Annotated in this window: 21 protein-coding genes; 8 read left to right on the top strand and 13 right to left on the bottom strand. The window is 69.9% G+C overall.

All coding sequences use genetic code 11. The annotated features are described in order from the left end of the window. Window positions 1-37: 37 nt before the first annotated feature. Genes OG331_RS17985 through OG331_RS17975 form a run of 3 tightly spaced genes read right to left on the bottom strand, consistent with a single transcriptional unit; the run spans window position 38 to window position 2,752 of the window. On the bottom strand, window positions 38-799 hold the full coding sequence (locus tag OG331_RS17985) for an amino acid ABC transporter ATP-binding protein (RefSeq protein ID WP_406197353.1): 762 nt from the start codon (window positions 797-799) through the stop codon (window positions 38-40). Further along, window positions 796-1,758, bottom strand: a complete 963-nt coding sequence (locus OG331_RS17980) for an amino acid ABC transporter permease (protein ID WP_406197350.1) — start codon at window positions 1,756-1,758, stop codon at window positions 796-798. Before OG331_RS17980 ends, OG331_RS17985 begins: the two co-directional genes overlap by 4 nt. Before the next feature lie 28 nt (window positions 1,759-1,786). After that, a complete protein-coding gene (locus tag OG331_RS17975; RefSeq protein WP_406197347.1) occupies window positions 1,787-2,752 on the bottom strand; it encodes an ABC transporter substrate-binding protein in 966 nt (321 codons plus the stop codon). A 674-nt stretch (window positions 2,753-3,426) separates the two neighbouring features. Between OG331_RS17975 and OG331_RS17970 the strand changes: the two genes are divergently transcribed. The 4 genes from OG331_RS17970 to OG331_RS17955 all read left to right on the top strand — a co-directional run bounded on the left by OG331_RS17970 (window position 3,427) and on the right by OG331_RS17955 (window position 6,930). After that, complete coding sequence (locus OG331_RS17970) at window positions 3,427-4,650, top strand: NADP-dependent malic enzyme (protein ID WP_406197344.1); 1,224 nt, start codon at window positions 3,427-3,429, stop codon at window positions 4,648-4,650. 412 nt (window positions 4,651-5,062) lie between these two features. Further along, the gene (locus tag OG331_RS17965; protein ID WP_406197341.1) at window positions 5,063-6,028 is read left to right on the top strand and encodes a zinc-binding dehydrogenase; all 966 of its coding nucleotides are present in this window, start codon (window positions 5,063-5,065) and stop codon (window positions 6,026-6,028) included. Window positions 6,029-6,151: 123 nt separating this feature from the next. Continuing rightward, entirely contained in the window at window positions 6,152-6,361 is a 210-nt protein-coding gene (locus tag OG331_RS17960) for a helix-turn-helix domain-containing protein (protein WP_039651429.1), read from the top strand. Beyond that, window positions 6,361-6,930, top strand: coding sequence for a Clp protease N-terminal domain-containing protein (locus OG331_RS17955; protein ID WP_406197339.1), 570 nt, complete (start codon window positions 6,361-6,363; stop codon window positions 6,928-6,930). The genes OG331_RS17960 and OG331_RS17955 overlap by 1 nt, the downstream gene beginning before the upstream one ends. Window positions 6,931-7,168: 238 nt before the next feature. Here the strand turns inward: OG331_RS17955 and OG331_RS17950 are convergent, their stop codons facing one another. Together OG331_RS17950 and OG331_RS17945 are read right to left on the bottom strand one after the other, a co-directional pair. Continuing rightward, a complete protein-coding gene (locus OG331_RS17950; RefSeq protein ID WP_406197337.1) occupies window positions 7,169-8,218 on the bottom strand; it encodes a helix-turn-helix transcriptional regulator in 1,050 nt (349 codons plus the stop codon). Between the two features lies 1 nt (window position 8,219). Continuing rightward, the gene (locus OG331_RS17945; RefSeq protein WP_406197335.1) at window positions 8,220-9,305 is read right to left on the bottom strand and encodes a DUF4097 family beta strand repeat-containing protein; all 1,086 of its coding nucleotides are present in this window, start codon (window positions 9,303-9,305) and stop codon (window positions 8,220-8,222) included. 183 nt (window positions 9,306-9,488) lie between these two features. Here OG331_RS17945 and OG331_RS17940 point away from each other — a divergent pair, with 183 nt between their 5' ends. Continuing rightward, window positions 9,489-10,334 (top strand): hypothetical protein, encoded by an 846-nt coding sequence (locus OG331_RS17940; RefSeq protein WP_406197333.1) that lies wholly within the window; start codon window positions 9,489-9,491, stop codon window positions 10,332-10,334. A 720-nt stretch (window positions 10,335-11,054) separates the two neighbouring features. On the opposite strand, the gene OG331_RS17935 is transcribed toward OG331_RS17940, so the two are convergent. The 6 genes from OG331_RS17935 to OG331_RS17910 form a co-directional block, all read right to left on the bottom strand. Continuing rightward, a complete protein-coding gene (locus OG331_RS17935; protein ID WP_003997970.1) occupies window positions 11,055-11,237 on the bottom strand; it encodes a DUF6104 family protein in 183 nt (60 codons plus the stop codon). 70 nt (window positions 11,238-11,307) lie between these two features. Further along, window positions 11,308-11,640, bottom strand: coding sequence for a CU044_2847 family protein (locus OG331_RS17930; RefSeq protein ID WP_363035398.1), 333 nt, complete (start codon window positions 11,638-11,640; stop codon window positions 11,308-11,310). Window positions 11,641-11,843: 203 nt separating this feature from the next. Next, window positions 11,844-15,647, bottom strand: coding sequence for a multifunctional oxoglutarate decarboxylase/oxoglutarate dehydrogenase thiamine pyrophosphate-binding subunit/dihydrolipoyllysine-residue succinyltransferase subunit (locus OG331_RS17925; protein WP_406197331.1), 3,804 nt, complete (start codon window positions 15,645-15,647; stop codon window positions 11,844-11,846). 291 nt (window positions 15,648-15,938) lie between these two features. After that, a complete protein-coding gene (locus tag OG331_RS17920) occupies window positions 15,939-17,045 on the bottom strand; it encodes an ATP-binding protein (protein ID WP_328879352.1) in 1,107 nt (368 codons plus the stop codon). Continuing rightward, window positions 17,042-17,779, bottom strand: a complete 738-nt coding sequence (locus OG331_RS17915) for a response regulator transcription factor (RefSeq protein WP_003997964.1) — start codon at window positions 17,777-17,779, stop codon at window positions 17,042-17,044. Before OG331_RS17915 ends, OG331_RS17920 begins: the two co-directional genes overlap by 4 nt. Before the next feature lie 132 nt (window positions 17,780-17,911). Further along, window positions 17,912-18,589: a spermidine synthase gene (locus OG331_RS17910; protein ID WP_406197328.1), complete on the bottom strand. Its 678-nt coding sequence runs from the start codon at window positions 18,587-18,589 to the stop codon at window positions 17,912-17,914. A gap of 194 nt (window positions 18,590-18,783) precedes the next feature. Here OG331_RS17910 and OG331_RS17905 point away from each other — a divergent pair, with 194 nt between their 5' ends. Beyond that, complete coding sequence (locus OG331_RS17905) at window positions 18,784-19,560, top strand: rhomboid-like protein (RefSeq protein ID WP_406197325.1); 777 nt, start codon at window positions 18,784-18,786, stop codon at window positions 19,558-19,560. A gap of 185 nt (window positions 19,561-19,745) precedes the next feature. After that, the gene (lon, locus tag OG331_RS17900; RefSeq protein WP_406197323.1) at window positions 19,746-22,160 is read left to right on the top strand and encodes an endopeptidase La; all 2,415 of its coding nucleotides are present in this window, start codon (window positions 19,746-19,748) and stop codon (window positions 22,158-22,160) included. A gap of 121 nt (window positions 22,161-22,281) precedes the next feature. Here lon and OG331_RS17895 read toward each other — a convergent pair whose 3' ends face one another. Continuing rightward, complete coding sequence (locus tag OG331_RS17895; RefSeq protein WP_406197321.1) at window positions 22,282-23,112, bottom strand: lysozyme; 831 nt, start codon at window positions 23,110-23,112, stop codon at window positions 22,282-22,284. Window positions 23,113-23,352: 240 nt separating this feature from the next. Between OG331_RS17895 and OG331_RS17890 the strand changes: the two genes are divergently transcribed. Then, entirely contained in the window at window positions 23,353-23,865 is a 513-nt protein-coding gene (locus tag OG331_RS17890) for a MarR family transcriptional regulator (protein WP_328879347.1), read from the top strand. Between the two features lie 156 nt (window positions 23,866-24,021). Here the strand turns inward: OG331_RS17890 and OG331_RS17885 are convergent, their stop codons facing one another. Further along, window positions 24,022-24,810, bottom strand: a complete 789-nt coding sequence (locus OG331_RS17885; RefSeq protein WP_406197318.1) for a protein phosphatase 2C domain-containing protein — start codon at window positions 24,808-24,810, stop codon at window positions 24,022-24,024. Window positions 24,811-25,203 lie beyond the last annotated feature (393 nt).

The following is a 25,203-nucleotide window of genomic DNA, read 5'->3' as shown; positions in this document are numbered from 1 at the left end:
GGGAATCCCGTACCGCCCCTCCACCTGCGACCGACCGTCAGAGCACCTTGGACAGGAACGCCTGGGTCCGCTCGTGCTGCGGGTTCGTCAGGACCTCGCGCGGGTCGCCCGACTCGACGACCACGCCGCCGTCCATGAAGACCAGGCTGTCGCCGACCTCGCGGGCGAAGCCCATCTCGTGGGTGACGACGACCATCGTCATGCCGGACTCGGCGAGGTCGCGCATGACGTCGAGGACGTCGCCGACCAGCTCCGGGTCGAGGGCCGAGGTCGGCTCGTCGAACAGCATCAGCTTCGGGTCCATCGCGAGCGCCCGGGCGATGGCGACGCGCTGCTGCTGGCCGCCGGAGAGCTGCGCGGGGTAGCTGCCGGCCTTGTCGGCCAGGCCGACGCGGTCGAGCAGCTCCCGGGCGCGCTCCTTGGCCTGGTTCCTGCTCGTGCCCTTGACCTGGATCGGCGCCTCCATGACGTTCTCGGCGGCCGTCATGTGCGGGAACAGGTTGAACCGCTGGAACACCATGCCGATGTCCCGCCGCTGCTGCGCGACCTCGCTGTCCTTGAGCTCGTACAGCTTGTCGCCCTTCTGGCGGTAGCCGACCAGCTCACCCTCGACGTACAGCCGACCGGCGTTGATCTTCTCCAGGTGGTTGATGCACCGCAGGAACGTCGACTTGCCGGAGCCGGAGGGGCCGATGAGGCAGAACACCTCGCCGGTCTTCACCTCCAGGTCGATGCCCTTGAGGACCTGTACGGGACCGAAGGACTTGTGGACGCCCTCGGCCTTCACCATGGCGGTCATACCGAACCCCTCTCGCGGCTGAAGGCCATCATGTTGACCTTGATCTTCTGCCACGGGGTCTGCGGCAGGTTCCGCAGCGAGCCACGGGCGTAACGGCGCTCCAGGTAGTACTGGAAGACGCTGAACACGCTGGTCATGACCAGGTACCAGATGCACGCCACGAACAGCATCTCCATCACGGCGTACGAGGTGGAGCCGATGGTGGAGGTGGCGCGCAGGAGTTCGTTGTACGTCACCGCGTACACCAGCGACGAGGTCTTCAACATGTTGATGAACTCGTTGCCGGTCGGCGGCACGATCACCCGCATCGCCTGCGGGATCACGATGCGGCGCAGCGTCTTCGCGTGGCTCATGCCGAGCGCGTGCGAGGCCTCGGTCTGGCCCTCGTCCACGGCCATCAGACCGGCGCGGCAGATCTCCGCCATGTACGCCGCCTCGTTCAGGCCCAGACCCAGCAGGGCGGCCATGAACGGGGTCATGACGTCGACCATCTCGTCCTTGTAGATCGGACCGAGATCCAGCATGGGGAAGATCAGCGCCAGGTTGAACCACAGCAGCAGCTGGACGTAGACCGGCGTGCCGCGGAAGAACCAGATGTAGACCCAGGCCACCCAGCTCGTCACCGGGTTCTTGGACAGGCGCATGACGGCCAGGATCACGCCCAGGACCACGCCCATGATCATCGCGAGGACGCTGATCAGCAGGGTGCGGCCGGCGCCCGCGAGGACCGTGGGGTCGAAGACGTAGTCGCCGACGGCGCTCCACTGGATCTTCTCGGCGGTCGCGAAGGCGTTGACCAGCAGGGCCACCAGGGCCAGCACGACGACAGCGCTGACCCAGCGGCCGTAGTGCCGGACCGGGATGGCCTTGATCGCCTCGGGCGGGATTGCCCCGCCATCCTTGGAGACGGCGGCCGACGGCTTCGCGTCGGCCGGCTCCTTGTCGAACTTGTCAGTCACAGTGACTGCCCTTCAGTGTTTCTGGCCGTCACTTGCCGCCGTTGATCTCGGCCTTGTCGATCGCGCCGGACTCGGCGCCCCACTTCTCGAGGATCTTCTTGTACGTGCCGTCCTCGATGATCGCGTTGACAGCCTCTTCGAGGGCCGCGGAGAGCTCCTTGTTGTCCTTGTTCACCGCGATGCCGAACGGACCGGCGTCGATCTGCTCTCCGACGACCTCGAAGTCGTTGCCGCCGCCGGACTTGCGGGCCAGGTCCACGGCCACCGGGTAGTCGTTGACGCCGGCGACGGCGCCGCCCGACTTCACGCGGGTCTGGGCCTCGGTGTCGTTCTCGAACGACTCGATGTTGATCTTCTTCTTGCCGTCGTCCGTGCAGGCCTTGGACTGGGTCTGCAGGGCCTTCTCGTACGTCGTACCGCGCTGTACGGCAGCCGTCTGGCCGCAGAGGTCCTCGATCGAGTTGATCTTCTTCGGGTTGCCCTTCTCGACGTACACGGCGGTGCCGGCCACGAAGTAGTCGACGAAGTCGACACCCGGACCGAGCTTCTTGCCCTTGTCGTCCAGGCCCTCCTGGCGCTGCGGGTTGTCCGTGATGGAGGACATGGCAACGTCGTAGCGGCCGGAGTTCAGGGCGGTGATCAGGCCGTCGAAGGAGCCGGAGGTGAACTGGAACTCCACACCCAGCTTCTCGCCCAGGGCCGCGGCGATGTCGGGGTCGACGCCGACGATCTTGCCGCCCTCCTGGAACTCCATCGGGGCGTACTCGGCGTTCGTGCCCGCCTTGATGACGCCGGCGTCCTGGATCTTCTTGGGCAGCTTGGAGAAGAGCGGGGCGCTGTTGGCGTTCCCCGTCTCGTTGGTGCCCTCGCTGCCGCCGTCATTCGTCTGGTCACCGCAACCGGTGAGAATCAGGGCGCCTGCGACCGCGATCGAGGCGACCGCTGCCAACCGGGAGCGCGTGGCGGTCGTACGACGGGTGGAGCTTGCGGTCATGGTGGGTTCCTCCGGCGGATGGGTGGAGTTGCCGATGGGGCGGGCGCCCGCCGCGACTCGGCAGGTGCCTTGGTTTCTTAGGCCGACGAGAGCACACACCTTCGAGTGTCGCGACCTCGTGCGATTACGGCATCTTGCCATTCGGACTGGGGCATTCAGGCGGCTCGCGATGTCAAAATCGGATAACGGGTTACCCCCGAACCGCCTCAGGTCGGTACATCCTGGCCGCACCTTCTGCGGGAATCGGCCCTTCCGGCCGGAAGATCTTCGGCCTGTCTCCGGGTGCGGGCCGGTCGTGGGCCTGGTGTGCGGGCCGTTGGCTGCCTTTCATGGTTTCCAGTGTGGATTGTCTGCTTATTGTCGGGTTATTTAGCCATGAATCGCAGTGATTCCGTCGTCGGGTCGTGTCCGATTCGTGTTGTCGCTGTGGGTGTTTCCCTTCCCGCCATGTGATCTTGCACGTATTGGACTCGTCGACGGCGCGGTCCGTCCGGTAAGAAGGTTCTTTACACCCCTCATCCGGGGCTCGTGGCGCGTGTGCGGCGCGCCGTCGCGTATGGGTCCGTACGTCGTACGTCGTACGTATCAACGAGCAGGGCCATACGCGGTCCCGCCCACTTCTCACCAGGAGTGGTTCCACCCTCAAACCATGAACACTTAAGGGGTCAGACAAAGTGGCAGCGGAGATCGTCAATCCTCGAGGCGGAGGCAATACCGATCAGGACGGCGGGGTCGAACCCCTCGATTCCTTCGATCCGGCCTTCGCGCTGCATCGTGGCGGCAAGATGGCTGTGCAGGCCACCGTGCCGGTCCGCGACAAGGACGACCTGTCCCTGGCGTACACGCCCGGCGTCGCGAAGGTGTGCAGCGCGATTGCCGAGCAGCCGGAACTCGTGCACGACTACACGTGGAAGTCGTCCGTGGTGGCCGTCGTGACCGACGGTACGGCTGTGCTGGGGCTCGGGGACATCGGGCCTGAGGCCTCCCTTCCGGTGATGGAGGGGAAGGCGATTCTTTTCAAGCAGTTCGGTGGTGTCGACGCGGTGCCGATCGCGCTCGCCTGCACGGGCGTCGACGAGATCGTCGAGACCGTGGTCCGGCTCGCGCCGTCCTTCGGTGGTGTGAACCTGGAGGACATCTCGGCGCCCCGGTGCTTCGAGATCGAGCGGAAGCTGCAGGAGCGGCTGGACATTCCGATCTTCCATGACGACCAGCACGGTACGGCTGTCGTGACGCTGGCCGCGCTGCGGAACGCCGCGCGGCTGACCGGGAAGGGGCTCGGGGATCTGCGGGCCGTCATCTCGGGGGCGGGCGCGGCTGGTGTCGCCATCGCGAAGATGCTGGTCGAGGCCGGTATCGGGGACGTCGCCGTGGCGGACCGCAAGGGTGTGGTGTCCGCCGACCGTGACGACCTGACGTCGGTCAAGCGGGAGCTGGCCGGGTTCACGAACAAGGCCGGGATCACCGGGCCGCTGGAGGCGGCGCTGGAGGGCGCCGACGTGTTCATCGGGGTTTCCGGTGGGACGGTGCCGGAGGAGGCTGTCGCCTCCATGGCCGAGGGCGCGTTCGTCTTCGCCATGGCCAACCCGAATCCCGAGGTGCACCCCGATGTCGCGCACAAGTACGCGGCGGTTGTCGCCACCGGGCGGTCGGACTTCCCGAACCAGATCAACAACGTGCTGGCGTTCCCGGGGATCTTCGCGGGTGCTCTGCAGGTTCGGGCGTCCCGGATCACCGAGGGCATGAAGATCGCTGCGGCTGAGGCGCTGGCGGCTGTGGTGGGGGACGACCTCGCCGCGGACTACGTCATTCCGTCGCCGTTCGACGAGCGGGTGGCGCCGGCGGTTACGGCTGCTGTGGCTGCTGCGGCTCGGGCCGAAGGGGTTGCTCGGCGCTGACGAGGTGCTGCCGCAGGCGCTGATGTGGGATGGCCTCGCCCGGGATGGGCGGGGTCATTTCTTTGTCTGGGCGGGCCTCCGGCGGTTGGGCGCCGGGTGCCTGCGGCCGGCCTGTGCGGGTTCGGTGGGGGTTCGCGTGGCGCCTGCGGGTTCGTTGTGGGTCGGGGCCGTGCCGGGGGGTGTCCGTCCTCGGTCGGGCGGGGGACCTACCTCTAGAGGTGCTGTTTCTTGACGCCCGCCGCTGCGGGCGGACACCCCCCCCGGCACGTCCCCTTGCCGCCGTACGCGGGTGCTGCGCCGCGGGGGTGCGCGATGCGCCATGGCTTTCGTCCGTACGGTTGGTCGTCAAGCGGGCGTGTGTCACAGAGGTGTGTTGTTCCGTCGGGTGGCTCGGGAGCCTATCGTCAAGGTCATGTTCGCTGTCTACGCCGCCCGAATCGACCGCGACCAGCCGCTCTCCGGATTGGAGTTGGGGGAGCGGCCGGCCCCCGAGGTCCGTCCCGGCTGGAGTGCCGTCAACGTCAAGGCCGCTTCCCTCAACCATCACGACCTCTGGTCACTGCGGGGCGTGGGCCTGCCCGAGGACCGGTTGCCGATGATCCTCGGCTGTGATGCCGCCGGGATCGATGAGGACGGCAACGAGGTCGTCCTGCACTCGGTGATCGGACAGAGCGGGCACGGGGTGGGCCCCAAGGAGCCTCGTTCCATTCTCACCGAGCGGTATCAGGGGACGTTTGCGGAGCAGGTCGCCGTGCCGACCTGGAACGTCCTGCCGAAGCCCAAGGAACTCTCCTTCGCCGAGGCCGCCTGTCTGCCGACTGCCTGGCTGACCGCGTATCGGATGCTGTTCACCAATGCGGGGGTACGGCCCGGGGACTCCGTGCTGGTGCAGGGAGCCGGGGGCGGCGTCGCCACCGCTGCCATCGTGCTCGGGAAGGCCGCGGGGCTGCGTGTCTTCGCCACCAGCCGGGATGAGGCCAAGCGGAAGCGGGCCCTGGAGCTGGGGGCCGTGGAGGCGGTGGAATCGGGAGCTCGGCTGCCGCAGCGGGTCGATGCCGTGATCGAGACTGTGGGTGCCGCCACGTGGTCGCACTCCGTCAAGTCGCTGAAGCCCGGGGGCACGCTCGTCATCTCGGGTGCAACGAGTGGTGATCGGCCCTCGCATGCCGAGCTCACCAGGATCTTCTTCCTGGAGTTGAAGATCGTCGGGTCCACGATGGGGACCAAGGACGAGCTCGAAGATCTGCTTTCCTTCTGTGCCGCCACGGGTGTGCGGCCTGTGATCGATGAAGTGCTTCCGATGGATCGGGCCCGTGAGGGCTTCGAGCGGATGGAGTCGGGGGAGCAGTTCGGGAAGATCGTGCTCACCAACGGATAGTTCGCAGGACGGCACCTGCGGCTTGCGGCGGGTTCGGGGCTTTGCCTCGGGCTCGCCGTTTTTGTTCGGCCACTTTGTCAACTGGGGTTGACGGGAGAGGGTGTGTCAACTTAGGTTGACGGTATGACCGAAGCAACAGATCTTGCCGCGCGTGCGGGTGATCGTGATCCTCGGGTCGGGCTGCGGGCCGTTGCGGCGCTGCGCCGGCTGCTGGAGCAGTTGGAGGCCGTGCAGGTGCGCAGTGCGCGCAATCAGGGGTGGTCGTGGCAGGAGATCGCCGCGGAACTCGGGGTCAGCAGGCAGGCCGTGCACAAGAAGTACGGGAGGCGTTGATGTTCGAGCGGTTCACGAAGGATGCCCGTGCCGTGGTCACGGGGGCCGTTGAGCACGCCGAGAGGGCAGGGGCGCAGACCGTCGACGCCGAGCACATGCTGCTCGCCCTGCTCGACCGGGAGGGGAGCCGGGTCTCGTTCGTGCTTGCGGCGCTCGGCGGTGGGGAGTGGCTGGAGTCCGTGCGGTCGGCACTGGGGGAGGCTCGGCGGCGGGGTGGGTTGTCGCAGGCCGAAGCAGATGCGCTCGCCGGGTTGGGGATCGATGTCGGGGAGATCGTCGCCCGGGTCGAGGAGGTCCATGGTGTCGGGGCGATGTCCGGGGACCGGAAGGACAAGGGGTGGTGGTCGGGGCGCCGCTCCTTCAGCCGCGAGGCCAAGGACGTGCTGGAGCGGTCGCTGCGAATCGCCGTCGCGCGCCGGGACCGGCACATCGGCGACGAGCACATCCTCCTGGCCCTGACCACCCGCCCCGGCGTGCCCTCCGAGATCCTCGCCGATCACGGGGTGACGCATGAGGCTGTGAACCGGGTGTTGGGGGGAGGGGGAGTGGGGGAGGCCAAGGCCGGGTGAGGAGGGGGAGCGGGAAGGGGGGAGGGGGAGGGGCAGGTGGGGGTGCCTGTCCTTCGGGTGAGTCGGGTGCGTTGTCGCCAGCTGCGGCCCCGCGCCGGCTTGCGGGCCGGACCGGTCGGACCGGGTGCGGTCCCCCCGGGGGTGTGCCGCTGGGTGAAGGTGCGGAACCTTCGGGTCCAGCCTGACTGGGCAGTGCAGTGCCACTGACGTGGGCGCCGTGCTGCCCAGGGGCGTGATGTCAGGGCTTCGGTGTGCGCAGCAGGGCTCCGATGTGTGCCGCCGCTGTCGACAAGTGGCGTCGGGCGTCGCGGAGTTGGTCCGGGGTCACGCCGTGGTCCCTTGCTGCGTCTCGGATGTCGTCGCGGAAGCGGTCGAGCAGGCGGTCGAGGTCGCGGGCCGGGTCGTCGGTGGCGGGCTCGTGGGCCCAGGCGGGCTCGTAGTCGGCGGGGAAGTCCTCAGGGGTGTCGGTGTAGTCGGGGGGCTGCTGTGCCGACTTGGGGGCGCCCGGGCGGCCGAAGCCGAAGTCCCGGCCCAATCCCTTGCCGTAGTCCTTGCCGAAGTCGCCGAACTCCTTGGCCAGTTCCGTCAGGCCCTCCCTTACGCCCGTGGGCCAGTCGCCGCGGGCGAAGTGGTCCTGTACGTGTTCCTGGACCCGGCGGGCGATGCGCTGGACCTCCTCCTGGGCCTGGGCGCGGGCGTGGTCCTGGGCATCCTTGGCCTGGCGTCGGGCGCGCTGGGCCTCCTCGCGGGCCCGGCGGCTCTCGTCCTTGGCGCGTCGGGCCTGTTCCTTCCACTCCTGCTTGGCGCGGCGCATCTCCTCCTTGGCGGCGCGCCACGCCTCCTTGTCGGTGTAGTCGGAGAAGTCACCGAAGGGTGTGTCCGTCTTGGCGGACGTGCCCGTGCGGGCCTCGGTCGCGGCTGCCCGCATCTCGCGGCGCAGATCGCCCGCAGCGCCGCGCACATCGGCCCGGATCTCGGCGGCGAGTTCGGCGACCGACTCCCTGATCTCCAGCTCCAGGTCGGCCAACTCGCCGCTGCGGTCGGCCAGTTCGGCTCGGCCGGCGTCGGTGATGGCGTACACCTTGCGGCCGCCCTCGGTGGTGTGGGTGACCAGGCCCTCGGCCTCCAGCTTGGCGAGGCGGGGGTAGACGGTGCCGGCCGACGGTGCGTACAGCCCCTGGAAGCGCTCTTCGAGGAGGCGGATCACCTCGTAGCCGTGGCGCGGGGCCTCATCCAGCAGCTTCAGCAGGTACAGGCGGAGGCGGCCGTGGGCGAAGACGGGGGGCATGTCAGAGCACCTTCTTGTCGGTCGTGCCGTCGGCCGGGGCGTGGGGTGAGGCTTCCGTTGGTTCATCGCCCTGGCCGGAGACGGAATTGTCCCCCGGGCTGTGGTGTGTGTCGTTCAACGGGGCCGTGGTGGGGTTCGTGGCCGTCGTCGGATCGGTGTCCGTAGCTGAGGCCGTGCCCGTAGCTGAGGCCGTGTCTGTCGTCGGGGCCGCGTCCGTCGTGGGGGCCGTGTCCGTCGTGGGCTCGGGGTCCTCCCAGGCCTCCGCGTCCCACGGCTCCTCCTCCCTCGGCGGGCGGCGCAGCAGCGCGATCGAGCCGGAGACCGTCGTCGCACGGAGCTTGCCGGTGCCGGCGCCCAGGCGGCCGGTGATCTTGTGGGCGCCCCACTGGCCGTGTACCCGGAGGCCTTCGAAGGCGTTGGAGATCGTGCCGCTCGCGGTGTTGGCCTCCACGTCCGCGTCCGCCGGGGCCGGCAGGCGGATGGCGATCTCGCCGGAGACGCTGGTCAACCGGACGTCGGTCGGGCCCTCCGGGTCGAGGTCGACGATCATGGAGCCGCTGACCGAGTCGGCCTTCACGGAGGAGCCCGAGCCCTCTACGACCGTGAGGTCGCCGGAGACGGAGTTGAAACGGAGGTCGCCGGTGACGGCCTGGGCCTCCAGGTTCCCGGAGACCGTGTCGGCGCGGACCGGGCCCGACAGGGCGACGAGTGTGGTGTCCCCGGTGACGCCCTTGACCACCGACGGGCCCTGGATCCCGGAGACCACGGCCCCGGCGCCGACCACGCCCACCTCGACGCGCGTGTCGGCCGGCACCGCGAGGGAGACCACCGCGCTGCGGCGCCAGCCCTTGCGGTCGAGCCACTTGAGGAAGCCCTTCCAGGGCAGGTCCTCGTACGCCACCGACAGGGTGCCGCCCTCCTGGGTCACCACCAGGGGTGGGCCGTCGATCTCGGAGACCTCCAGCCGGGCGGAACCTTCGTCCGTGCCCACCACGTTCACCGTTCCGTTGACGATGCGCACGTGGAGCTCGCTCACCGGCTCGTCGAAGGTGAGCTTCCTGGGCTCTGCTACGGACCACTCGGACATGGTGCGGACCTCCTGGGCGACCGGACACGGCCGCGTGGGCCGGGGCGGACCGGAACGATGAGCAATGACACGCCATATCGCGTCTTCTGGTAAACACGATATATCGCGGGCCTTGAAAGTCAAGGCACTCGTTCTGGTGATCACAAGTCACGCGAGGTGGACAAATCGGCCTAGCGTGTTGGCATGCCGTCGGAAGAGTCCAGCGTCGCCCGCCAGGCCCGTCCCGCCCCGGGCGCCCTGCTGCTCTGCCGCGCGGACCCCGAGTCCGTCGCGCCCGTCGCCCGGCTGCTGCGCGAGGACATGCTGCTCGCACCGGCCGGCGGGGAGTGGAGCGTGCTCGTGCCCGAGGGGCGGCCCTGGCTGGAGGGCGACGAACCGATCGACCGCGTCCTCACCGGCTGGGCCACCGCCCTCGCCGTCGGCGCCCCCTGGCCCGTCCTCGCCCTGTGGTGGGACGCCGACCGCGCCGGATACACCCTCGCCTCCGGCTTCCGCCGCCCCGTCGGCTACGTCTGGCTCGCCAACGGCACCCCGGTCGGCGAGGACGAGGCCATGCGCTCCTTCGCCGGCCGGCTCGGCCTCGATCCGGTCCTGGACATGCAGTCCCTCGACGAGCTGACGCGCCCCGACGCCGAGGCCGACGGGCGGGCACGCATGCGTGGCCTGGTCGCGGTCCTCACACGCGCGGGCGTATCACTGCCCGACGGCCTCGCTCCCGGCGACAGCGCCGACAGCCTCGACGCTGCCGCCCGCGCCCAGCCGCACATCCGCCTGATCGAGTGGTGGGGCTGGCGCGAAGCCTTCCGCGCGGAACTCGACGCCGTCGAGGGCGGCCGCCTCGGCCCCTGGCTCCCCTGGGCCGCCGGCCCCAAGGCCCGCGCCCTGGCCCTGGCCCAGATCGCGACCGGCCTGCCCCTCGCGGCCTGGGGCCTACGGCACCACAGCGGCGGCTGGCTCGCGGCGGGCACGGTGCTCCTGGCCCACGGTGTGCTGGGACTGGCGTACGAGACGGTACGGCCGCTGGACTGAACGGGGCTGGGAGGTTGTGGGGCGGCTCGGTTGAGGGGCAGGCATGGGGCGGCTGGGTCGAGGGGTGAGCGGGGTGGTGTGGCGCCTGGAGTGGGGTTTGGGGCCGTGATGCCGGGTCTGCGCAGGGGGTTCGGCTCGGCCTTGTCGGCGGGTGGATCGAGGAGGGGGACGGTGTCCGGCCGGCGCCGTAGGGGCTGTGGCGGCTCTGGGAGGTCCCCGGGAGGGGGTGGTTCGGCTCGGCGTTGTCGGCTGCTCGATCGGGGAGGCTGACGGTTGGTCCGGTCGCGGCGAGGAGGCGTCCACGGCGGTCGTACGACGTCCGGGAGGCGGTGGTTCGGCTCGGCGCCGGTGGCTGGATCTAGCAGGGCGACGCTGGTCCGGCCGTTGGGAGGCGGCATCCACGGCGGTGGTGCGAGCAGCGCGCGGCGGCGTCGGTTCGGCGGGAGCGGGAGAAGAAAGGCGGCGGTGTTGGGCACCGCCGGGAGGAGGGCCCACGGCAGTGGTGCGGCCACTCGACTGAGGGCTATCCGAAGCCGTCGGCAGCCGCTGTCCGGCAGCCGTACTGCGGGGTGCGGGCGCCCCGCGACCGGCCCCGCTCGGGCGGCCGCAAGACGCGAAAGGCGCCCCGCATCAGAGCGCCCGAGCAGGAGGGCATCCGCCGGGGGGCCCGCAAAACGGCCCGCTCACGTCCAGACGGCCGACCGACCCCCTGCTCGGCGTCTAGACGTCGTCGTCCTCGTCGTCGAGCCGGGCCAGCCAAGTCGCCAGCCGCTCCACCGGTACCTCGAAGTCGGGGTTCAGGTCGACGAAGGTGCGCAGCTGCTCGGCCAGCCACTCGAAGGTGATCTCCTCCTCGCCGCGCCGCTTCTCCAGTTCTTCGATGCCTCGGTCGGTGAAGTACATGCAGTGAGGATATGTCGTGCCCGGCACGCGCGTGTGTGTGGGAGTACGGACCGGCCGGCGGCTGCGCGACTCATGCGCCGGAGTCGTTCTTCTCCCAGCCCAGCTTGACGACGATGTGCCCCTCGACCCCCGCCTTCGTCAGCACGGCCCCCGCGCTGGCGTTCAGCTTCACGCCGAACTCCAGCTCCACCGTGGTGGGCTGGGCCGCCTGGAAGGTGCGCAGGGTTGCTTCCGCGGCGCGTCGGATGGGAGCGAGGGCCTCCTCCAGGGAGACGGAGGCCTCGCGCATACGGTCGCCGACGCGTGAGGCGCGGACCATGCCGGGCTCGTCGTCCTCGACCTCCACGACCAGTTGTGCGGAGCCGTCCTCGTCGTCCATGGCGATCCGCAGCAGCTCGGCCATTCGTCCCCCCGTGTGTCATGACCGGCCAGGCGGCCGGGTGGTTCGGTGTGTCCGTGCTTCTCCGTCCACGGCTCAATCCACGGCTCAACTTAGTGGCTCGGCGTGTCAGTTGGCCGCAAACGCCCAAAGGCCCGGCTCCGAGTCACGCGGACTCGGAGCCGGGCCTTGCGAACAGACCGTTCAGCGGGTCGGGCCTCCGGGGCTCAGGCCTCGAACACCTCACGCACCAGCTGCTCCTGCTCGGCCTGGTGCCGCTTGGCGGAACCGACAGCCGGGGACGAGCCGTGCGGACGCGAGATGCGACGCAGGCGCTCGCCGTGCGGGACATCGGCGCCGACCGCCAGGTCCAGGTGGTCGATCAGGTTGAGCGCGATGAACGGCCAGGCACCCTGGTTCGCCGGCTCCTCCTGGGCCCACAGGTACTTCTCGGCGTTCGGGTACTTGGCGATCTCGGCCTGGAGCTCGGCACCCGGCAGCGGGTACAGGCGCTCGATGCGGATGATCGCCGTGTCCGTGACGCCGCGCTTCTTCCGCTCGGCCTCGATGTCGTAGTAGACCTTGCCGGCGCAGAAGACGACCTTCTTGACCGCGGCAGGGTCGACCGACGCGTCGCCGATGACCGGCTGGAACTGCCCGGTCGTGAACTCCTCCGCCTTGGAGGCGGCGGCCTTCAGACGCAGCATCGACTTCGGGGTGAAGACGACCAGCGGCTTGTGGTGCGGGTTGTGCGACTGCCACCGCAGGAGGTGGAAGTAGTTCGACGGGGACGTCGGCATCGCGACCGTCATGTTGTTCTGCGCGCACATCTGCAGGAACCGCTCCGGGCGGGCGGACGAGTGGTCCGGGCCCTGGCCCTCGTAGCCGTGCGGCAGGAGCAGGACGACGCCGGACGTCTGGGCCCACTTCTGCTCGGCCGACGAGATGAACTCGTCCACGACCGTCTGGGCGCCGTTGACGAAGTCGCCGAACTGCGCCTCCCACAGCACGAGCGCGTCGGGGCGGGCGAGCGAGTAGCCGTACTCGAAGCCCATGGCCGCGTACTCGGACAGCAGCGAGTTGTAGACGTTCAGCCGTGACTGCTCCTCGGAGAGGTACTGCAGCGGCGTGTACTCCTCGCCCGTCTCGCGGTCGATGATGACCGCGTGGCGCTGGCCGAACGTACCGCGCTGCGAGTCCTGGCCGGCGAGGCGGACCGGGACGCCCTCCAGCAGGAGGGAGCCGATCGCGAGGGTCTCGCCCATGCCCCAGTCGATGGTGCCGTCCTCGACCATCGACGCCCGGCGCTGCAGCTGCGGCAGCAGACGCGGGTGGACGGTGATGTGGTCGGGGATGTTGACCTGGGACTCGGCGATCCGCTTGACGACCTCCGCGGTGACCGCCGTGGTGACGGCGACCGGGAACTCGGCCTGCGGGTCCGAGGGCTCCACGGCGGCTGGCTGCGAGGTGGCCTCGCGGACCTCCGTGAAGACCTTCTCCAGCTGGCCCTGGTAGTCCTGCAGGGCCTGCTCGGCCTCTTCCAGGGTGATGTCGCCGCGACCGATGAGGGACTCGGTGTAGAGCTTGCGCACCGAGCGCTTCTTGTCGATCAGGTCGTACATCAGCGGCTGGGTGAAGGCCGGGTTGTCCGACTCGTTGTGACCGCGGCGGCGGTAGCAGATGAGGTCGATCACGACGTCCTTGTTGAACGCCTGGCGGAACTCGAAGGCCAGGCGGGCAACGCGGACGACCGCCTCGGGGTCGTCGCCGTTGACGTGGAAGATCGGGGCCTCGATCATCCGGGCCACGTCGGTCGAGTACATGGAGGAGCGCGAGGACTCGGGCGCCGCCGTGAAGCCGACCTGGTTGTTGATGACGATGTGGACCGTGCCGCCGGTGCGGTAGCCGCGCAGCTGAGACATGTTGAGCGTCTCGGCCACGACACCCTGGCCCGCGAAGGCCGCGTCACCGTGCAGGGCGACGGGCAGGACCGTGAAGTCCGTGCCGCCCTTGTTGATGATGTCCTGCTTGGCGCGCGCGACGCCCTCCAGGACCGGGTCGACCGCCTCCAGGTGGGAGGGGTTCGCGGTGAGCGAGACCTTGATCTGCTCGCCGTCCAGGCCCGTGAAGGTGCCCTCGGCGCCCAGGTGGTACTTCACGTCGCCGGAGCCGTGCATCGACTTCGGGTCGAGGTTGCCCTCGAACTCGCGGAAGATCTGCGCGTACGACTTGCCGACGATGTTCGCGAGCACGTTCAGCCGGCCTCGGTGGGCCATGCCGATGACGACCTCGTCCAGGCGCGACTCGGCGGCCGAGTCGAGGACCGCGTCCAGCAGCGGGATGACGGACTCGCCGCCCTCCAGGCTGAAGCGCTTCTGGCCGACGTACTTCGTCTGCAGGAAGGTCTCGAAGGCCTCCGCCGCGTTCAGTCGGCGCAGGATGCGCAGCTGCTCCTCGCGCTCCGGCTTGGTGTGCGGGCGCTCGATGCGGTCCTGGATCCACTTGCGCTGCTTGGGGTCCTGGATGTGCATGAACTCGATGCCGGTGGTGCGGCAGTACGAGTCGCGCAGCACGCCGAGGATGTCGCGCAGCTTCATCAGGGACTTGCCGGAGAAGCCGCCGACCGCGAACTCGCGCTCCAGGTCCCAGAGCGTGAGGCCGTGCTCGGTGATGTCCAGGTCGGGGTGCTTGCGCTGCTGGTACTCCAGCGGGTCGGTGTCGGCCATGACGTGGCCGCGGACCCGGTAGGAGTGGATCAGCTCGAAGACACGGGCGGCCTTCGTGACGTCGTCGTCGTGGGACGCGTCGATGTCCTTGAGCCAGCGGACCGGCTCGTAGGGGATGCGCAGCGACTCGAAGATCTCGTCGTAGAAGTTGTTCTCGCCGAGAAGGAGGTTCGCGACCTGGCGGAGGAACTCGCCGGAGGCGGCGCCCTGGATGACCCGGTGGTCGTAGGTCGACGTGAGCGTCATGACCTTCGAGATGCCGAGCTTGTTCAGGGTGTCCTGGGAGGTGCCCTGGAACTCCGCCGGGTAGTCCATGGAGCCGACGCCCATGATGACCGACTGGCCGGGCATCAGACGCGGCACGGAGTGGACCGTGCCGAGGCCGCCCGGGTTGGTCAGGGAGACCGTGACGCCGGAGAAGTCGTCCATCGTCAGCTTGCCGTCGCGGGCGCGGCGGACGATGTCCTCGTAGGCCTGCCAGAACTCGAAGAAGTTCAGCGTCTCGGCCTTCTTGATCGCCGCGACGACGAGCTGGCGGTCGCCGTTCGGCTTGACCAGGTCGATGGCGAGACCGAGGTTGACGTGCGCCGGCTTGATCAGCGTCGGCTTGCCGTCCTTTTCGCCGAACGCGTAGTTCATCGACGGCATGGCCTTGATGGCCTGCACCATCGCGTAGCCGATCAGGTGCGTGAAGGAGATCTTCCCGCCCCGGGCGCGCTTGAGGTGGTTGTTGATGACGATGCGGTTGTCGAAGAGCAGCTTCACCGGGACCGCGCGGACCGAGGTGGCGGTCGGCAGCTCCAGCGAGGCGTTCATGTTCTTCGCGACCGCGGCGGACGGGCCGCGCAGCGTCACGAACTCCGGACCGTCGGCGGCAGCGGCGGCGGGCTCGGCCTTCTTCGGCTGAGCGGGCTTCGCGGCCGGGGCGGGCGCGGCGGGCTTCGCGGCAGCCGGAGCCGGGGCCGCGGCGGCGGGCGCTGCGGCAGCGGGCTTCGGGGCGGCCGCGGGGGCCGGCGCGGGGACCGACGGGGCGGCCGGAGCAGCCGGGGCGGCGGGAGCCGGGCTGGTGGTTCCCGCGGCCCCCGCGGCCGCGGTACCCGCCGGAGCCGAGGCGGCAGGCGCTCCCGGCTTGTAGTCGGCGAAGAAGTCCCACCAGGCACGGTCTACCGAATTCGGGTCCTGGAGGTACTGCTGATAGATCTCGTCGACGAGCCACTCGTTCGGCCCGAACGCGGCCGCGGGGTTCTTGCCCGCTTGGTCGGTGTCGGTCGAGATGCTCGAGTTACTGGGGGACTGTGGCGACACGGCGGCAACCGCCCTCTTCCGCTTCACAAGGTGATGGACAGCGGGAATAAAGGCTACGCCTCCATGGCCGAGAAGGTCAGGCTGAGCAAGGTCATCGTCGTGTAAGTCACATCGGAAAGCGTGTTTCGGGCCTGGAAATGGCGGGAAACAAGCGTGGTTCCGCTTCGGATGACCGCAGATGGGACGACAGGATCTCGACCTGGCGCGTACAAAGCGCAGGTCCGTACCTGATCACACGTGTCCGTCAGCCAGGACGCACGTGGATCTTGGTGCTCCGCTTCGAACTTTACGTCAACTTGGTTCGGAAGGCTGCCCGGGAAGTGTGACAAGAATCCGGCAACCCCGCTCGGATTCGGCCACCCCGATCCGGCCGCCGTGCAGATCGACGGCCCAGCGCGCGATCGCCAGCCCCAGACCCGTACCGCCGTCGCTGCCCGGCCCGTGCGGCCGGCGGACGGCGCCGCGGTTGAAACGCTCGAAGACCCTGTGCCAGTCCGACTTCGGAATCCCCGGCCCCTCGTCCAGGACCTCCAGCACCAGCGACTCCGGCTGCGCCCCGCGCCGCGCCTTGACCGTCACGCGGCCGTGCGGCGGGCTGTGCTTGATCGCGTTGTCGATGAGGTTGGCGACGACCTGGTGGATGCGCTCGGGGTCGGCGTGCGCCGTCAGCTCCGGCGGGGAGACGTCGAGGTGCAGATGGACGTCCGTACGGGTGTGGCTGCCGGAGCCCGACGCCATGCCCCCGCGCGCGGAGGACACCATGTTGGCCTCCTTCAGCACACCGGACAGGTACGGCCACACCTCGAAGCGCCGCATGCGCAGCGGTACGACGCCGTTGTCCAGGCGGGACAGGTCCAGGAGCGTCTCCACGAGCCGGCCGAGCCGCTCGGTCTGCTTCAGCGCGGTGCGCATGGTCTCGGGGTCGGCCTCGGCGATGCCGTCGACCACGTTCTCCAGGACGGCCCGCAGGCCCGCGATCGGGGTGCGCAGCTCGTGCGAGACGTTCGCCACCAGCTCCTTGCGCTGCTGGTCCTGGGCCTCCAGCTCGTCGGCCATGAGGTTGATCGTCCCGGCCAGGTCGCCCAGCTCGTCGCGGCGGTTCTCACGCACCCGGCGGGTGTAGTCGCCGTGCGAGATGGACCGGGCCACCGCGTTCATCTCGTCCAGCGGCGCGGTGAGCGAATGGGCCACGAACTGCGTAATGAGCAGTGTGGCGATCATCGAGAAGACCGTGATGAAGCGCAGCTCCGTCTGCGTGCGCACCGCGATCATCGACAGGCCCGTGGTGATCAGCACCGCGATGATGACCAGCGCGCCCAGCTTGGTCTTGATCGAGAACGGACGTACGCCGCCCCAGGGCTCGCCGGGGCTTCTCCGTGCGGCCGGTCCGTCGCTCATGGCGTGGGTGTCTCCAGGGCGTAGCCCACGCCGTGCACCGTACGGATCCGCTCGGCGCCGATCTTCCGGCGCAGCGCCTTGATGTGGCTGTCGACCGTGCGGGTGCCGGACGCGTCCGCCCAGTCCCACACCTCGGCGAGCAGCTGCTCACGGGAGAGCACCGCGCGCGGGGTGTTCGCCAGGCACACCAGGAGGTCGAACTCGGTGGGCGTGAGATGAACGTCCTCACTGCGCACCCGCACCCGCCGCTGCGCGTGGTCGATCTCCAGCTCGCCGAGCCGCAGGATGCCCGACCGCGGGGTCGTGGCGGCCAGCGCGGCGCGCTCGACGCGGCGCAGCAGCACGTGCACGCGTGCCGCCAGCTCCCGCATCGAGAACGGCTTGGTCATGTAGTCGTCGGCGCCGACGCCGAGCCCGACCAGCATGTCGGTCTCGTCGTCCCGCGCGGTCAGCATCAGCACCGGCACCGGCCGCTGGGCCTGCACTCGGCGGCATACCTCCAGGCCGTCGAAGCCCGGCAGCATGATGTCGAGGATCAGCAGGTCGGGCTGCCAGGCCTCGGCCGTGTCGACCGCCGCCGGACCGTCGCCCGCGGTCTGCACGAGGAAACCCTCGGCGCGCAGGCGGGCCGCGATGGCGTCCACGATGGTCGGATCGTCCTCGACCACGAGGACCCGGCGCTGAGCGCCCGGGGTTGCCGCCGTGCCGTTGTGGGAGGTGTGTGTCTGCTCCATCGCCCGCCCCAAAGTTGCTTTCCGGAATCCGTGGGGTGATCCCGCTAACTGGCTATGCCTGCTCATGCTTGCGATTGACGCTTGAATGATCCGCGTCAGGTGAGCAGAGTACGGGGAGTCACCGCGCCACGGCTATCCAGGTCGTACGGCGAGGTGTACGACGTCCGGAACGCCCCGGGCAACGGGGATCTCTTCGGTACGCACCTGTTGGAATCCGGCATTACACAAGGTTTCTTCGAATTCCGGTGATGGCTGTGCGGACCATACGGCAAGCACCCCACCGGGCCTCAACGCCCCTGCGCAGCCTGCCAGTCCGGCCGGTGAGTAGAGGCTGTCGTTGCCCTCGGTGACAGTCCAGCCGGGGCCGTTGTCGATGTCGAGACACAGTGCGTCATACGTGGCGGAAGTCTCATGTACGTGTGACACGAGATCCGTTTCCAGAATCTCCGTGCGCGGGTCCGCGAGGGCCGGGGCGGAGAAGTCGGACAACGGGCCGTCGAGATGCCAGTCGATAATCGCGCGCTCGCGCTCGACGACGGTGATCCTTCCCGGGCGCGGATCGGCCGCGGCATGTGCGAGCGAGAACCCGACGCCGAGCCCGCCGATCAGCACGTCGGGCCGCGGGCGCCCGTGCAGCGCGCCGAGCGCCGCGTCGACGAGCAGCCGTTCCGAGCGGCCGTCGGAGGTGTCCATCAGGAAGCAGCCGTTCGCGATGATCTGGAGCAGGTCACCGTGCCGCCGCAGCACGACCTCACCGTGCGGGCCCTCGCGACGGTCCAGGACTTCGGGGATGTCGTACGAAGTGGGCATCGGGCCATCCTGGCAGGCCCCCTGGAGGGCTGAAAGTTCTTTCCAGGGGCGAGTGGCGAGAGGGTCCCTCGATGGGGGGAACGGGCCTGGGGGCTTGTTGAGAGGTTGCTGAGAATCGGCCTTCTTGTGGCGCCGGTCACAGACGTGGGTGGGTCGCGGGCGAAGGGTGGGGGAAACGGAAGGAGCGCCTCACCTTGGAACGGACCGCGGCCGGGGGCGTGCCGGGCCCGGCACCCGTGCCCGGTGAGGCGGACCTGCCCGAGGCGGCCGAGCTGCTGGACGGGATGCCGCGGCAGCGCGGGCCACTGGGCGCGACGGCGCCGAGCGCCGCTACGGCGCAGCCCTCCGCGCCCCTGCCCCGCCCCGGCCCACCCTGGCGGCTACTCCCCACGCCCGCCGGCACGCCGTTCACCTTCGCCTACGCCGCCGTACTGGCCGTCACCTCGCTCGTCGCCACGTACGCGGGCCCCGCCCTCGTCCACGTCCTGCACCAGGGCTCCAGCACCGACGTGGCGCACCTCGTGGGGACGCCCGTGACAGTGCTGCTCGCCAGCGCGCTGTGGGTCGCGGGCGGGTTCGTGGCGCCGTACACGCTCGCCTTCCTGCTGGTGCTCACCGCGCTGGAGCGACGGATCGGCGGCATGCGGACGGCCGTCGTCTTCCTGACCGGGCACGTCCTGGCCACCCTCGCGACCGAGGTCCCGGTGGGGCTCGCCGTGCTGGCCGGCCACCTGCCCGGCAGCTCGCTGCACCGCCTCGACTACGGCATCAGCTTCGGCGTCGCCACGGGCGTCGGCGCGCTGAGCGGGCTGCTGCGGCCGTGGCTGCGGTGGCCGGTGCTGGTGCTGTTCGGCGGGATGCTGCTCCAGGGCCTCGTCCATCTGACGGACCCGCTGACCGATTGGGGGCACCTGATCGCCCTGGCCATCGGGATCGCGATGTGGCCGGTCGTGCGCGGCGCGGGCCGCTGACGAGGCCGGGGACGGGGACGGGGGCGGTGCGGGAAGGATCAGACCCCGGCCACCGTTATTGATGAAAGTCGAGGTCACAGCCTGTGGCGTAAGTGATCGCTCACAGCGAACGGAGGCGGGGGAACATTCGAAGCGCCCCGTGCATTGAGTCGGCATAACTCAACTTGACTGCCGAAGGGGAGATCATGGCTTCGACGTCCACACCGCTCACCCTGCCCGTGCTGCCGCTCGACGACGAGGTGGTGCTGCCCGGAATGGTGGTCCCGCTGGACCTGAACGACGCCGACGTACGCGCCGCGGTCGAGGCCGCACAGGCCGCCGCGAGGTCACAGCCAGGAAAGCCACGGGTGCTGCTGGTGCCACGCATCGACGGGACGTACGCGGGCACCGGTGTGCTCGGCACCGTCGAGCAGGTCGGCCGGCTGGCCGACGGCGACCCGGGCGCCCTGATCCGCGGTCGCGGCCGTGTGAAGATCGGCGCCGGGACGACCGGACCTGGTGCGGCCCTGTGGGTCGAGGGGACCCGCCTCGACGAGAGCGTGCCCGACCCGCTGCCCGGACAGGTCGCCGACCTGGTGAAGGAGTACAAGGCCCTCGCCACCGCCTGGCTGCGCAAGCGCGGCGCCTGGCAGGTCGTCGACCGCGTCCAGGCCATCGACGACGTCTCCGCCCTCGCCGACAACTCCGGTTACTCGCCCTTCCTGAGCACCGAGCAGAAGGTGGAGCTCCTGGAGACCGCCGACCCGGTCGCCCGCCTCAAGCTCGCCACCCAGCAGCTGCGCGACCACCTCGCCGAGCAGGACGTCGCCGAGACCATCGCCAAGGACGTCCAGGAGGGCGTCGACAAGCAGCAGCGCGAGTTCCTGCTGCGCCGTCAGCTGGAGGCCGTACGCAAGGAACTGCGTGAGATCAACGGCGAGCAGGACGGCGAGGAGTCCGACGACTACCGCGCCCGCGTCGAGGCCGCCGACCTCCCCGAGAACGTCCGCGAGGCCGCCCTCAAGGAGGTCGACAAGCTGGAGCGGTCCTCCGACCAGTCGCCCGAGGGCTCGTGGATCCGGACCTGGCTCGACACCGTGCTCGAACTGCCGTGGAACGAGCGGACCGAGGACGCGTACGACATCCTCGGCGCCAAGGAGATCCTCGACGCCGAGCACGCCGGCCTGGAGGACGTGAAGGAGCGGATCACCGAGTACCTCGCGGTGCGCAAGCGCCGTACCGACCGCGGCCTGGGTGTCGTCGGCGGCCGGCGTGGCGGTGCCGTGCTGGCGCTGGTCGGCCCGCCCGGCGTCGGCAAGACCTCGCTCGGCGAATCCGTCGCGCACGCCATGGGCCGCAAGTTCGTCCGCGTCGCCCTGGGCGGCGTACGGGACGAGGCGGAGATCCGCGGCCACCGGCGTACGTACGTCGGCGCGCTGCCCGGCCGGATCGTGCGGGCCATCAAGGAGGCCGGGTCGATGAACCCGGTGGTGCTGCTCGACGAGATCGACAAGGTGGGGTCCGACTTCCGGGGCGACCCGGCGGCCGCCCTGCTGGAGGTCCTGGACCCGGCCCAGAACCACACCTTCCGCGACCACTACCTGGAAGTGGAACTGGACCTGTCGGACGTGGTCTTCCTCGCCACCGCCAACGTCCTGGAGGCCATCCCGGAGGCCCTGCTCGACCGTATGGAGCTGGTCCGCCTCGACGGCTACACCGAGGACGAGAAGATCGTCATCGCCCGTGACCACCTGCTTCCGCGTCAGCTGGAGCGGGCCGGCCTGAACAAGGACGAGGTGGCCCTCGACGAGGGCGCCCTGCGCAAGCTCGCCGGCGAGTACACGCGCGAGGCGGGCGTCCGCAACCTGGAGCGGTCCATCGCGAGGCTGCTGCGCAAGGTGGCGGCACAGCACGAACTGGGCGAGCGGGAGCTGCCGTTCACCGTCCTCGACGGCGACCTGCGCGGCCTGATCGGGCGGCCGCACCACGTGCCCGAGTCCGCCCAGGACCCGGCGGAGCGCCGTACGGCCGTGCCGGGCGTGGCGACCGGGCTGGCGGTGACGGGCGCCGGCGGTGACGTGCTGTTCGTCGAGGCGTCGCTGGCCGACCCGGAGACGGGCGCGGCGGGGCTGACCCTGACCGGCCAGCTGGGTGACGTGATGAAGGAGAGCGCACAGATCGCCCTGTCCTTCCTCCGCTCACGCGGCGCGGAACTGGAGCTCCCGGTCGCCGACCTCAAGGACCGGGGCGTGCACATCCACTTCCCGGCGGGCGCGGTCCCCAAGGACGGCCCGAGCGCCGGCATCACGATGACGACGGCGCTGGCGTCGCTCCTGTCCGGCCGGCTGGTCCGCACGGACGTGGCGATGACGGGCGAGGTCTCGCTGACGGGCCGGGTACTGCCGATCGGTGGCGTGAAGCAGAAGCTGCTGGCGGCGCACCGCGCCGGGGTCACCACGGTGATCATCCCCAAGCGCAACGAGGCCGACCTGGACGACGTCCCGGCCGAGGTGCTGGACAAGCTCGACGTCCACGCCGTGACCGACGTCCGCCAGGTCCTGGAACTGGCGCTGTCGCCGGCCACCAACGGCGCGGCGCCGGAGGTTCCGGTCGCGGCGTGACGGGCGCGACCGGATGGGCAAGGCCCGGGTTCCCGTGAGGGAGGCCCGGGCCTTCGCCGTAGGTGGATGCCGATGCCGATGCCGATGCCGATGCGGATACGGATTCAGGTGTGGGTGCGGGTCAGCCGTCGGCCAGGGCCTGGAGGCGGTCCAGCGCCCCGTTGAACCTGTTGTGGTCGCCGACGGTCGGCCCGGAGGACGTGTACTGCCACATGGTGTAGTAGCTCCAGCCGGCCGGGAGTTCGCCCACGGCGGCGGCGTACCGCGCGATCCACAGGGGATTGGCGGAGGCGAAGCCGCTGTGGTTGCCGGTGCACTGCTTCCACCAGCTGGTGGCCGTGTAGATGACGGGGGCGCGGCCGGTGCGGGCCTTGTACTGGGTCACGAAGTCGCGGATCCAGGTGACCATCGCGGCCGGGGTCTTGCCGTAGCAGGCGTCGCCGTAGGGGTTCCACTCGATGTCGAGGGCGCCCGGCAGGGTCCTGCCGTCGCGGGACCAACCGCCGCCGTGATCGACGAAGTAGTTGGCCTGGGTTGCTCCATTGGTGGTGTCCGGGGTGGCGAAGTGATAGGCGCCGCGGATCATGCCGACGTCGTAGGAGCCGTTGTACTGCTGGGCGAAGTAGGGGTTGGTGTAGTAGGTCCCCTCGGTGGCCTTCACGTAGGCCCACTTGACCCCGCTGTTCCACAGGGTCGGCCAGGCGACGTCGCCCTGGTGACTGGAGACGTCCACGCCTTCCGTCTGGGTGGCCAGGACATCGGCGGGGACGCTCTCCTCGCCGTCGTGGGCCACGACGCCCATGCCCATGTGGGCGGAGCCGCGGGGCGGGGTGTCGTCGGCGGTGGCGGGAGAGGGGTGGGCGGCGAGGAGTAGGGAGAGGACGGCGGCGAGCAGGTGCCCGGCGAGGTGCGGGCGCCGGCGGCGGAGCGGTTCAGGTCTGTGCACGGGCATTAGCGTGCCTCCGAAGGCTCGGTGACGCTCGGTGGGAAAACGCGCATGTCTATGGCGTGCGCATGCCGGTCCGGGCCCGGTGCGCGGCCCCGGCATGGACGCTAGGCGCGCAGAAGAGCAGGTGGAAGGGGGTCCGGAGGCTGCCGTTGGTCCACGCCTGCGAAATACTGGTGGAGCTGCGGCAAATCAGGGCGGTCGGCGGAAATTTTCAGGACCGGAAAAATTGAGGCAGGGGCTGACGTGCACGAAGACGGAAACGGCGACGGGCCGCGAGTCGAACCCGGGGGCGCCTCCGCCGAAGGAGTGTCCGGTGGTGGTCCCGGCCGTCCCGAGTTCCTCGATCTGGAACGCGAGTTGACGGTCCTGTTCCGGCGGGCCCGGGCCAAGCAGGGTGAGATGGCCCGCGAGGTCCATCCGGACCTGGAATCGGCGGCGTACGGCCTGTTGGTCCGTCTGGATGAGTCCGGGCGGCTGCGGGCCACCGAACTCGCCGCATACATCGGCGTCGGCAAGGCCACCATGTCCCGCCAGCTGCGCGCCCTGGAGGACCTGGGGCTGGTCGCCCGCGAACCCGACCCCGCCGACGGGCGGGCGTGGCTGGTGCACCTCACCGAGGAGGGGCGGGGCCGGGTCGCCAAGGTGCGCGAGGCACGGCGGGAGCGTTATGTCGCGCAGCTCTCCCACTGGGACCGGCTTGAGGTCGCGGAGCTGGCGCGGCTGCTGAACCAGTTGAACCGGGGGATGGAGAAGTAGACCCCGCGGAGCGTCCGGCCCCGCCGCTCAGCCTCCGCGGCCCCGCCGCTCACGCCTCCGCGGCTCCGCTGCTCTCGCCTCCGCCGCTCACGCCCCCGCGTGTCCGACGCTCAGTCCTCCGCGTGTCCGCCGCTCACGCCTCGACGTGTTCGCCGCTCACCACTGCACGTACACGACGGTCGCGTCGTCGTGCGTCTTGCTGCGCCCCAGGAACGTCCGCCCCTCCGCGTCGGCCCGCTCCAGCGCCCGTACCCGGTCCACCAGCCCCTGCGCCCCCTCCTTCCGTACGAAGGTGAAGCAGTCCCCCCAGTCGCCTTCGCGGAACTTCTCCACCCACCGGGTCGCCCCGTCCGTCAGCGCGGCCAGCGCCCGCACCTCGCCGCGCGGCAGGACCCCCGTCACCGCCCGCGCCGCCACCGACGGATCCGCGGCGGCCGTGAAGAAGCCGCCCTCCTTGTTGCGGACGTGCGCGTCGATCAGGGCGTCCGTGGCCAGGGAGGCGCGGGGGAGGAGGGTCAGGCGGTCGTCCAGGTACGGGGTGACCGCGCCGTCGGACGACTCCACCAGGAGGGCCGAGTCGGACAGGATCAGGTACTCCAGCGCCTCGGCCGACCAGCGGGCCAGAACCACTGTGGCCTGTGGGGTGCGTGGGTGAGAAAGGTCACAGGTTTGCGCGTGAGCCTCAGCGGTACGCGCGATTGCACGGGCCAGGGCGTCGGCGAGCGGCACATCAGGGAGTGAAACGGTCAGTTCGGTCAGGGCTCCGCCGAGCCGTGCGGTGAACCAGGGAACGGAATGCAGACAGCCCGTCTCGCCTCTCGGCGGAGTCACGCCGTCCAGGATCACCAGTACGCCGCCCTGTCCCGAGGCGGGAAGGCCGACGCTCGCGAAGTCCTCGTTGGGGCGGACCGGATCGCCGGGCTCCGAAACAAGCTCTGTTCGCATTCAGCCAGTCTGCACGAGCCCTTCACAAGGGTCACGAAGGGGTCGCAGGAGATGCCGAATAGGTGCAGCCGCGCAGGTCAGGCGTCTGATTTGGGATGGAATGGAGCGCTCCGGGAAGGCGTGGCGGCGAATACTGCCATCGCCTGCCCCGGACGTCCAACCGGCCCGCCCTGCAAGGCGTGTGCACACGCCGGAGGAACTTGCCCGCCAACTCCCCTCCGGGGTTCACTCCTTCGGGTGGCGGGTCAGGTGATGCGCGGCCGTTGCCCACCGGCACTGGGAGGGTCGGGGACCGGTGAGGACACCCCCAGCTCGAGCAATGCCGCGAGCTTGGGGAAGGGGTGCACGCGAGGTCGGCGGTAGTTGACGGAGCGTCATCCGGACCCATGGGTA

The sequence above is a fragment of the Streptomyces sp. NBC_01017 genome (assembly GCF_045162795.1).
GTDB lineage: Bacteria > Actinomycetota > Actinomycetes > Streptomycetales > Streptomycetaceae > Streptomyces > Streptomyces machairae.
The sequence above is the reverse complement of the archived record's forward strand: the minus strand, read 5'-3'. Positions and strand labels throughout refer to the sequence as shown.

Coding starts and splice junctions, on each gene's coding strand:
- OG331_RS17940 (WP_406197333.1), top strand. CDS start 9,489: ATGCCGTCGGAAGAGTCCAGCGTCGCCCGCCAGGCCCGTCCCGCCCCG.
- OG331_RS17920 (WP_328879352.1), bottom strand. CDS start 17,045: ATGAGCGACGGACCGGCCGCACGGAGAAGCCCCGGCGAGCCCTGGGGC.
- OG331_RS17945 (WP_406197335.1), bottom strand. CDS start 9,305: ATGTCCGAGTGGTCCGTAGCAGAGCCCAGGAAGCTCACCTTCGACGAG.
- OG331_RS17895 (WP_406197321.1), bottom strand. CDS start 23,112: ATGCCCGTGCACAGACCTGAACCGCTCCGCCGCCGGCGCCCGCACCTC.
- OG331_RS17955 (WP_406197339.1), top strand. CDS start 6,361: ATGTTCGAGCGGTTCACGAAGGATGCCCGTGCCGTGGTCACGGGGGCC.
- OG331_RS17950 (WP_406197337.1), bottom strand. CDS start 8,218: ATGCCCCCCGTCTTCGCCCACGGCCGCCTCCGCCTGTACCTGCTGAAG.
- OG331_RS17985 (WP_406197353.1), bottom strand. CDS start 799: ATGACCGCCATGGTGAAGGCCGAGGGCGTCCACAAGTCCTTCGGTCCC.
- OG331_RS17960 (WP_039651429.1), top strand. CDS start 6,152: ATGACCGAAGCAACAGATCTTGCCGCGCGTGCGGGTGATCGTGATCCT.
- OG331_RS17975 (WP_406197347.1), bottom strand. CDS start 2,752: ATGACCGCAAGCTCCACCCGTCGTACGACCGCCACGCGCTCCCGGTTG.
- OG331_RS17885 (WP_406197318.1), bottom strand. CDS start 24,810: ATGCGAACAGAGCTTGTTTCGGAGCCCGGCGATCCGGTCCGCCCCAAC.
- OG331_RS17935 (WP_003997970.1), bottom strand. CDS start 11,237: ATGTACTTCACCGACCGAGGCATCGAAGAACTGGAGAAGCGGCGCGGC.
- lon (WP_406197323.1), top strand. CDS start 19,746: ATGGCTTCGACGTCCACACCGCTCACCCTGCCCGTGCTGCCGCTCGAC.
- OG331_RS17965 (WP_406197341.1), top strand. CDS start 5,063: ATGTTCGCTGTCTACGCCGCCCGAATCGACCGCGACCAGCCGCTCTCC.
- OG331_RS17930 (WP_363035398.1), bottom strand. CDS start 11,640: ATGGCCGAGCTGCTGCGGATCGCCATGGACGACGAGGACGGCTCCGCA.
- OG331_RS17910 (WP_406197328.1), bottom strand. CDS start 18,589: ATGCCCACTTCGTACGACATCCCCGAAGTCCTGGACCGTCGCGAGGGC.
- OG331_RS17915 (WP_003997964.1), bottom strand. CDS start 17,779: ATGGAGCAGACACACACCTCCCACAACGGCACGGCGGCAACCCCGGGC.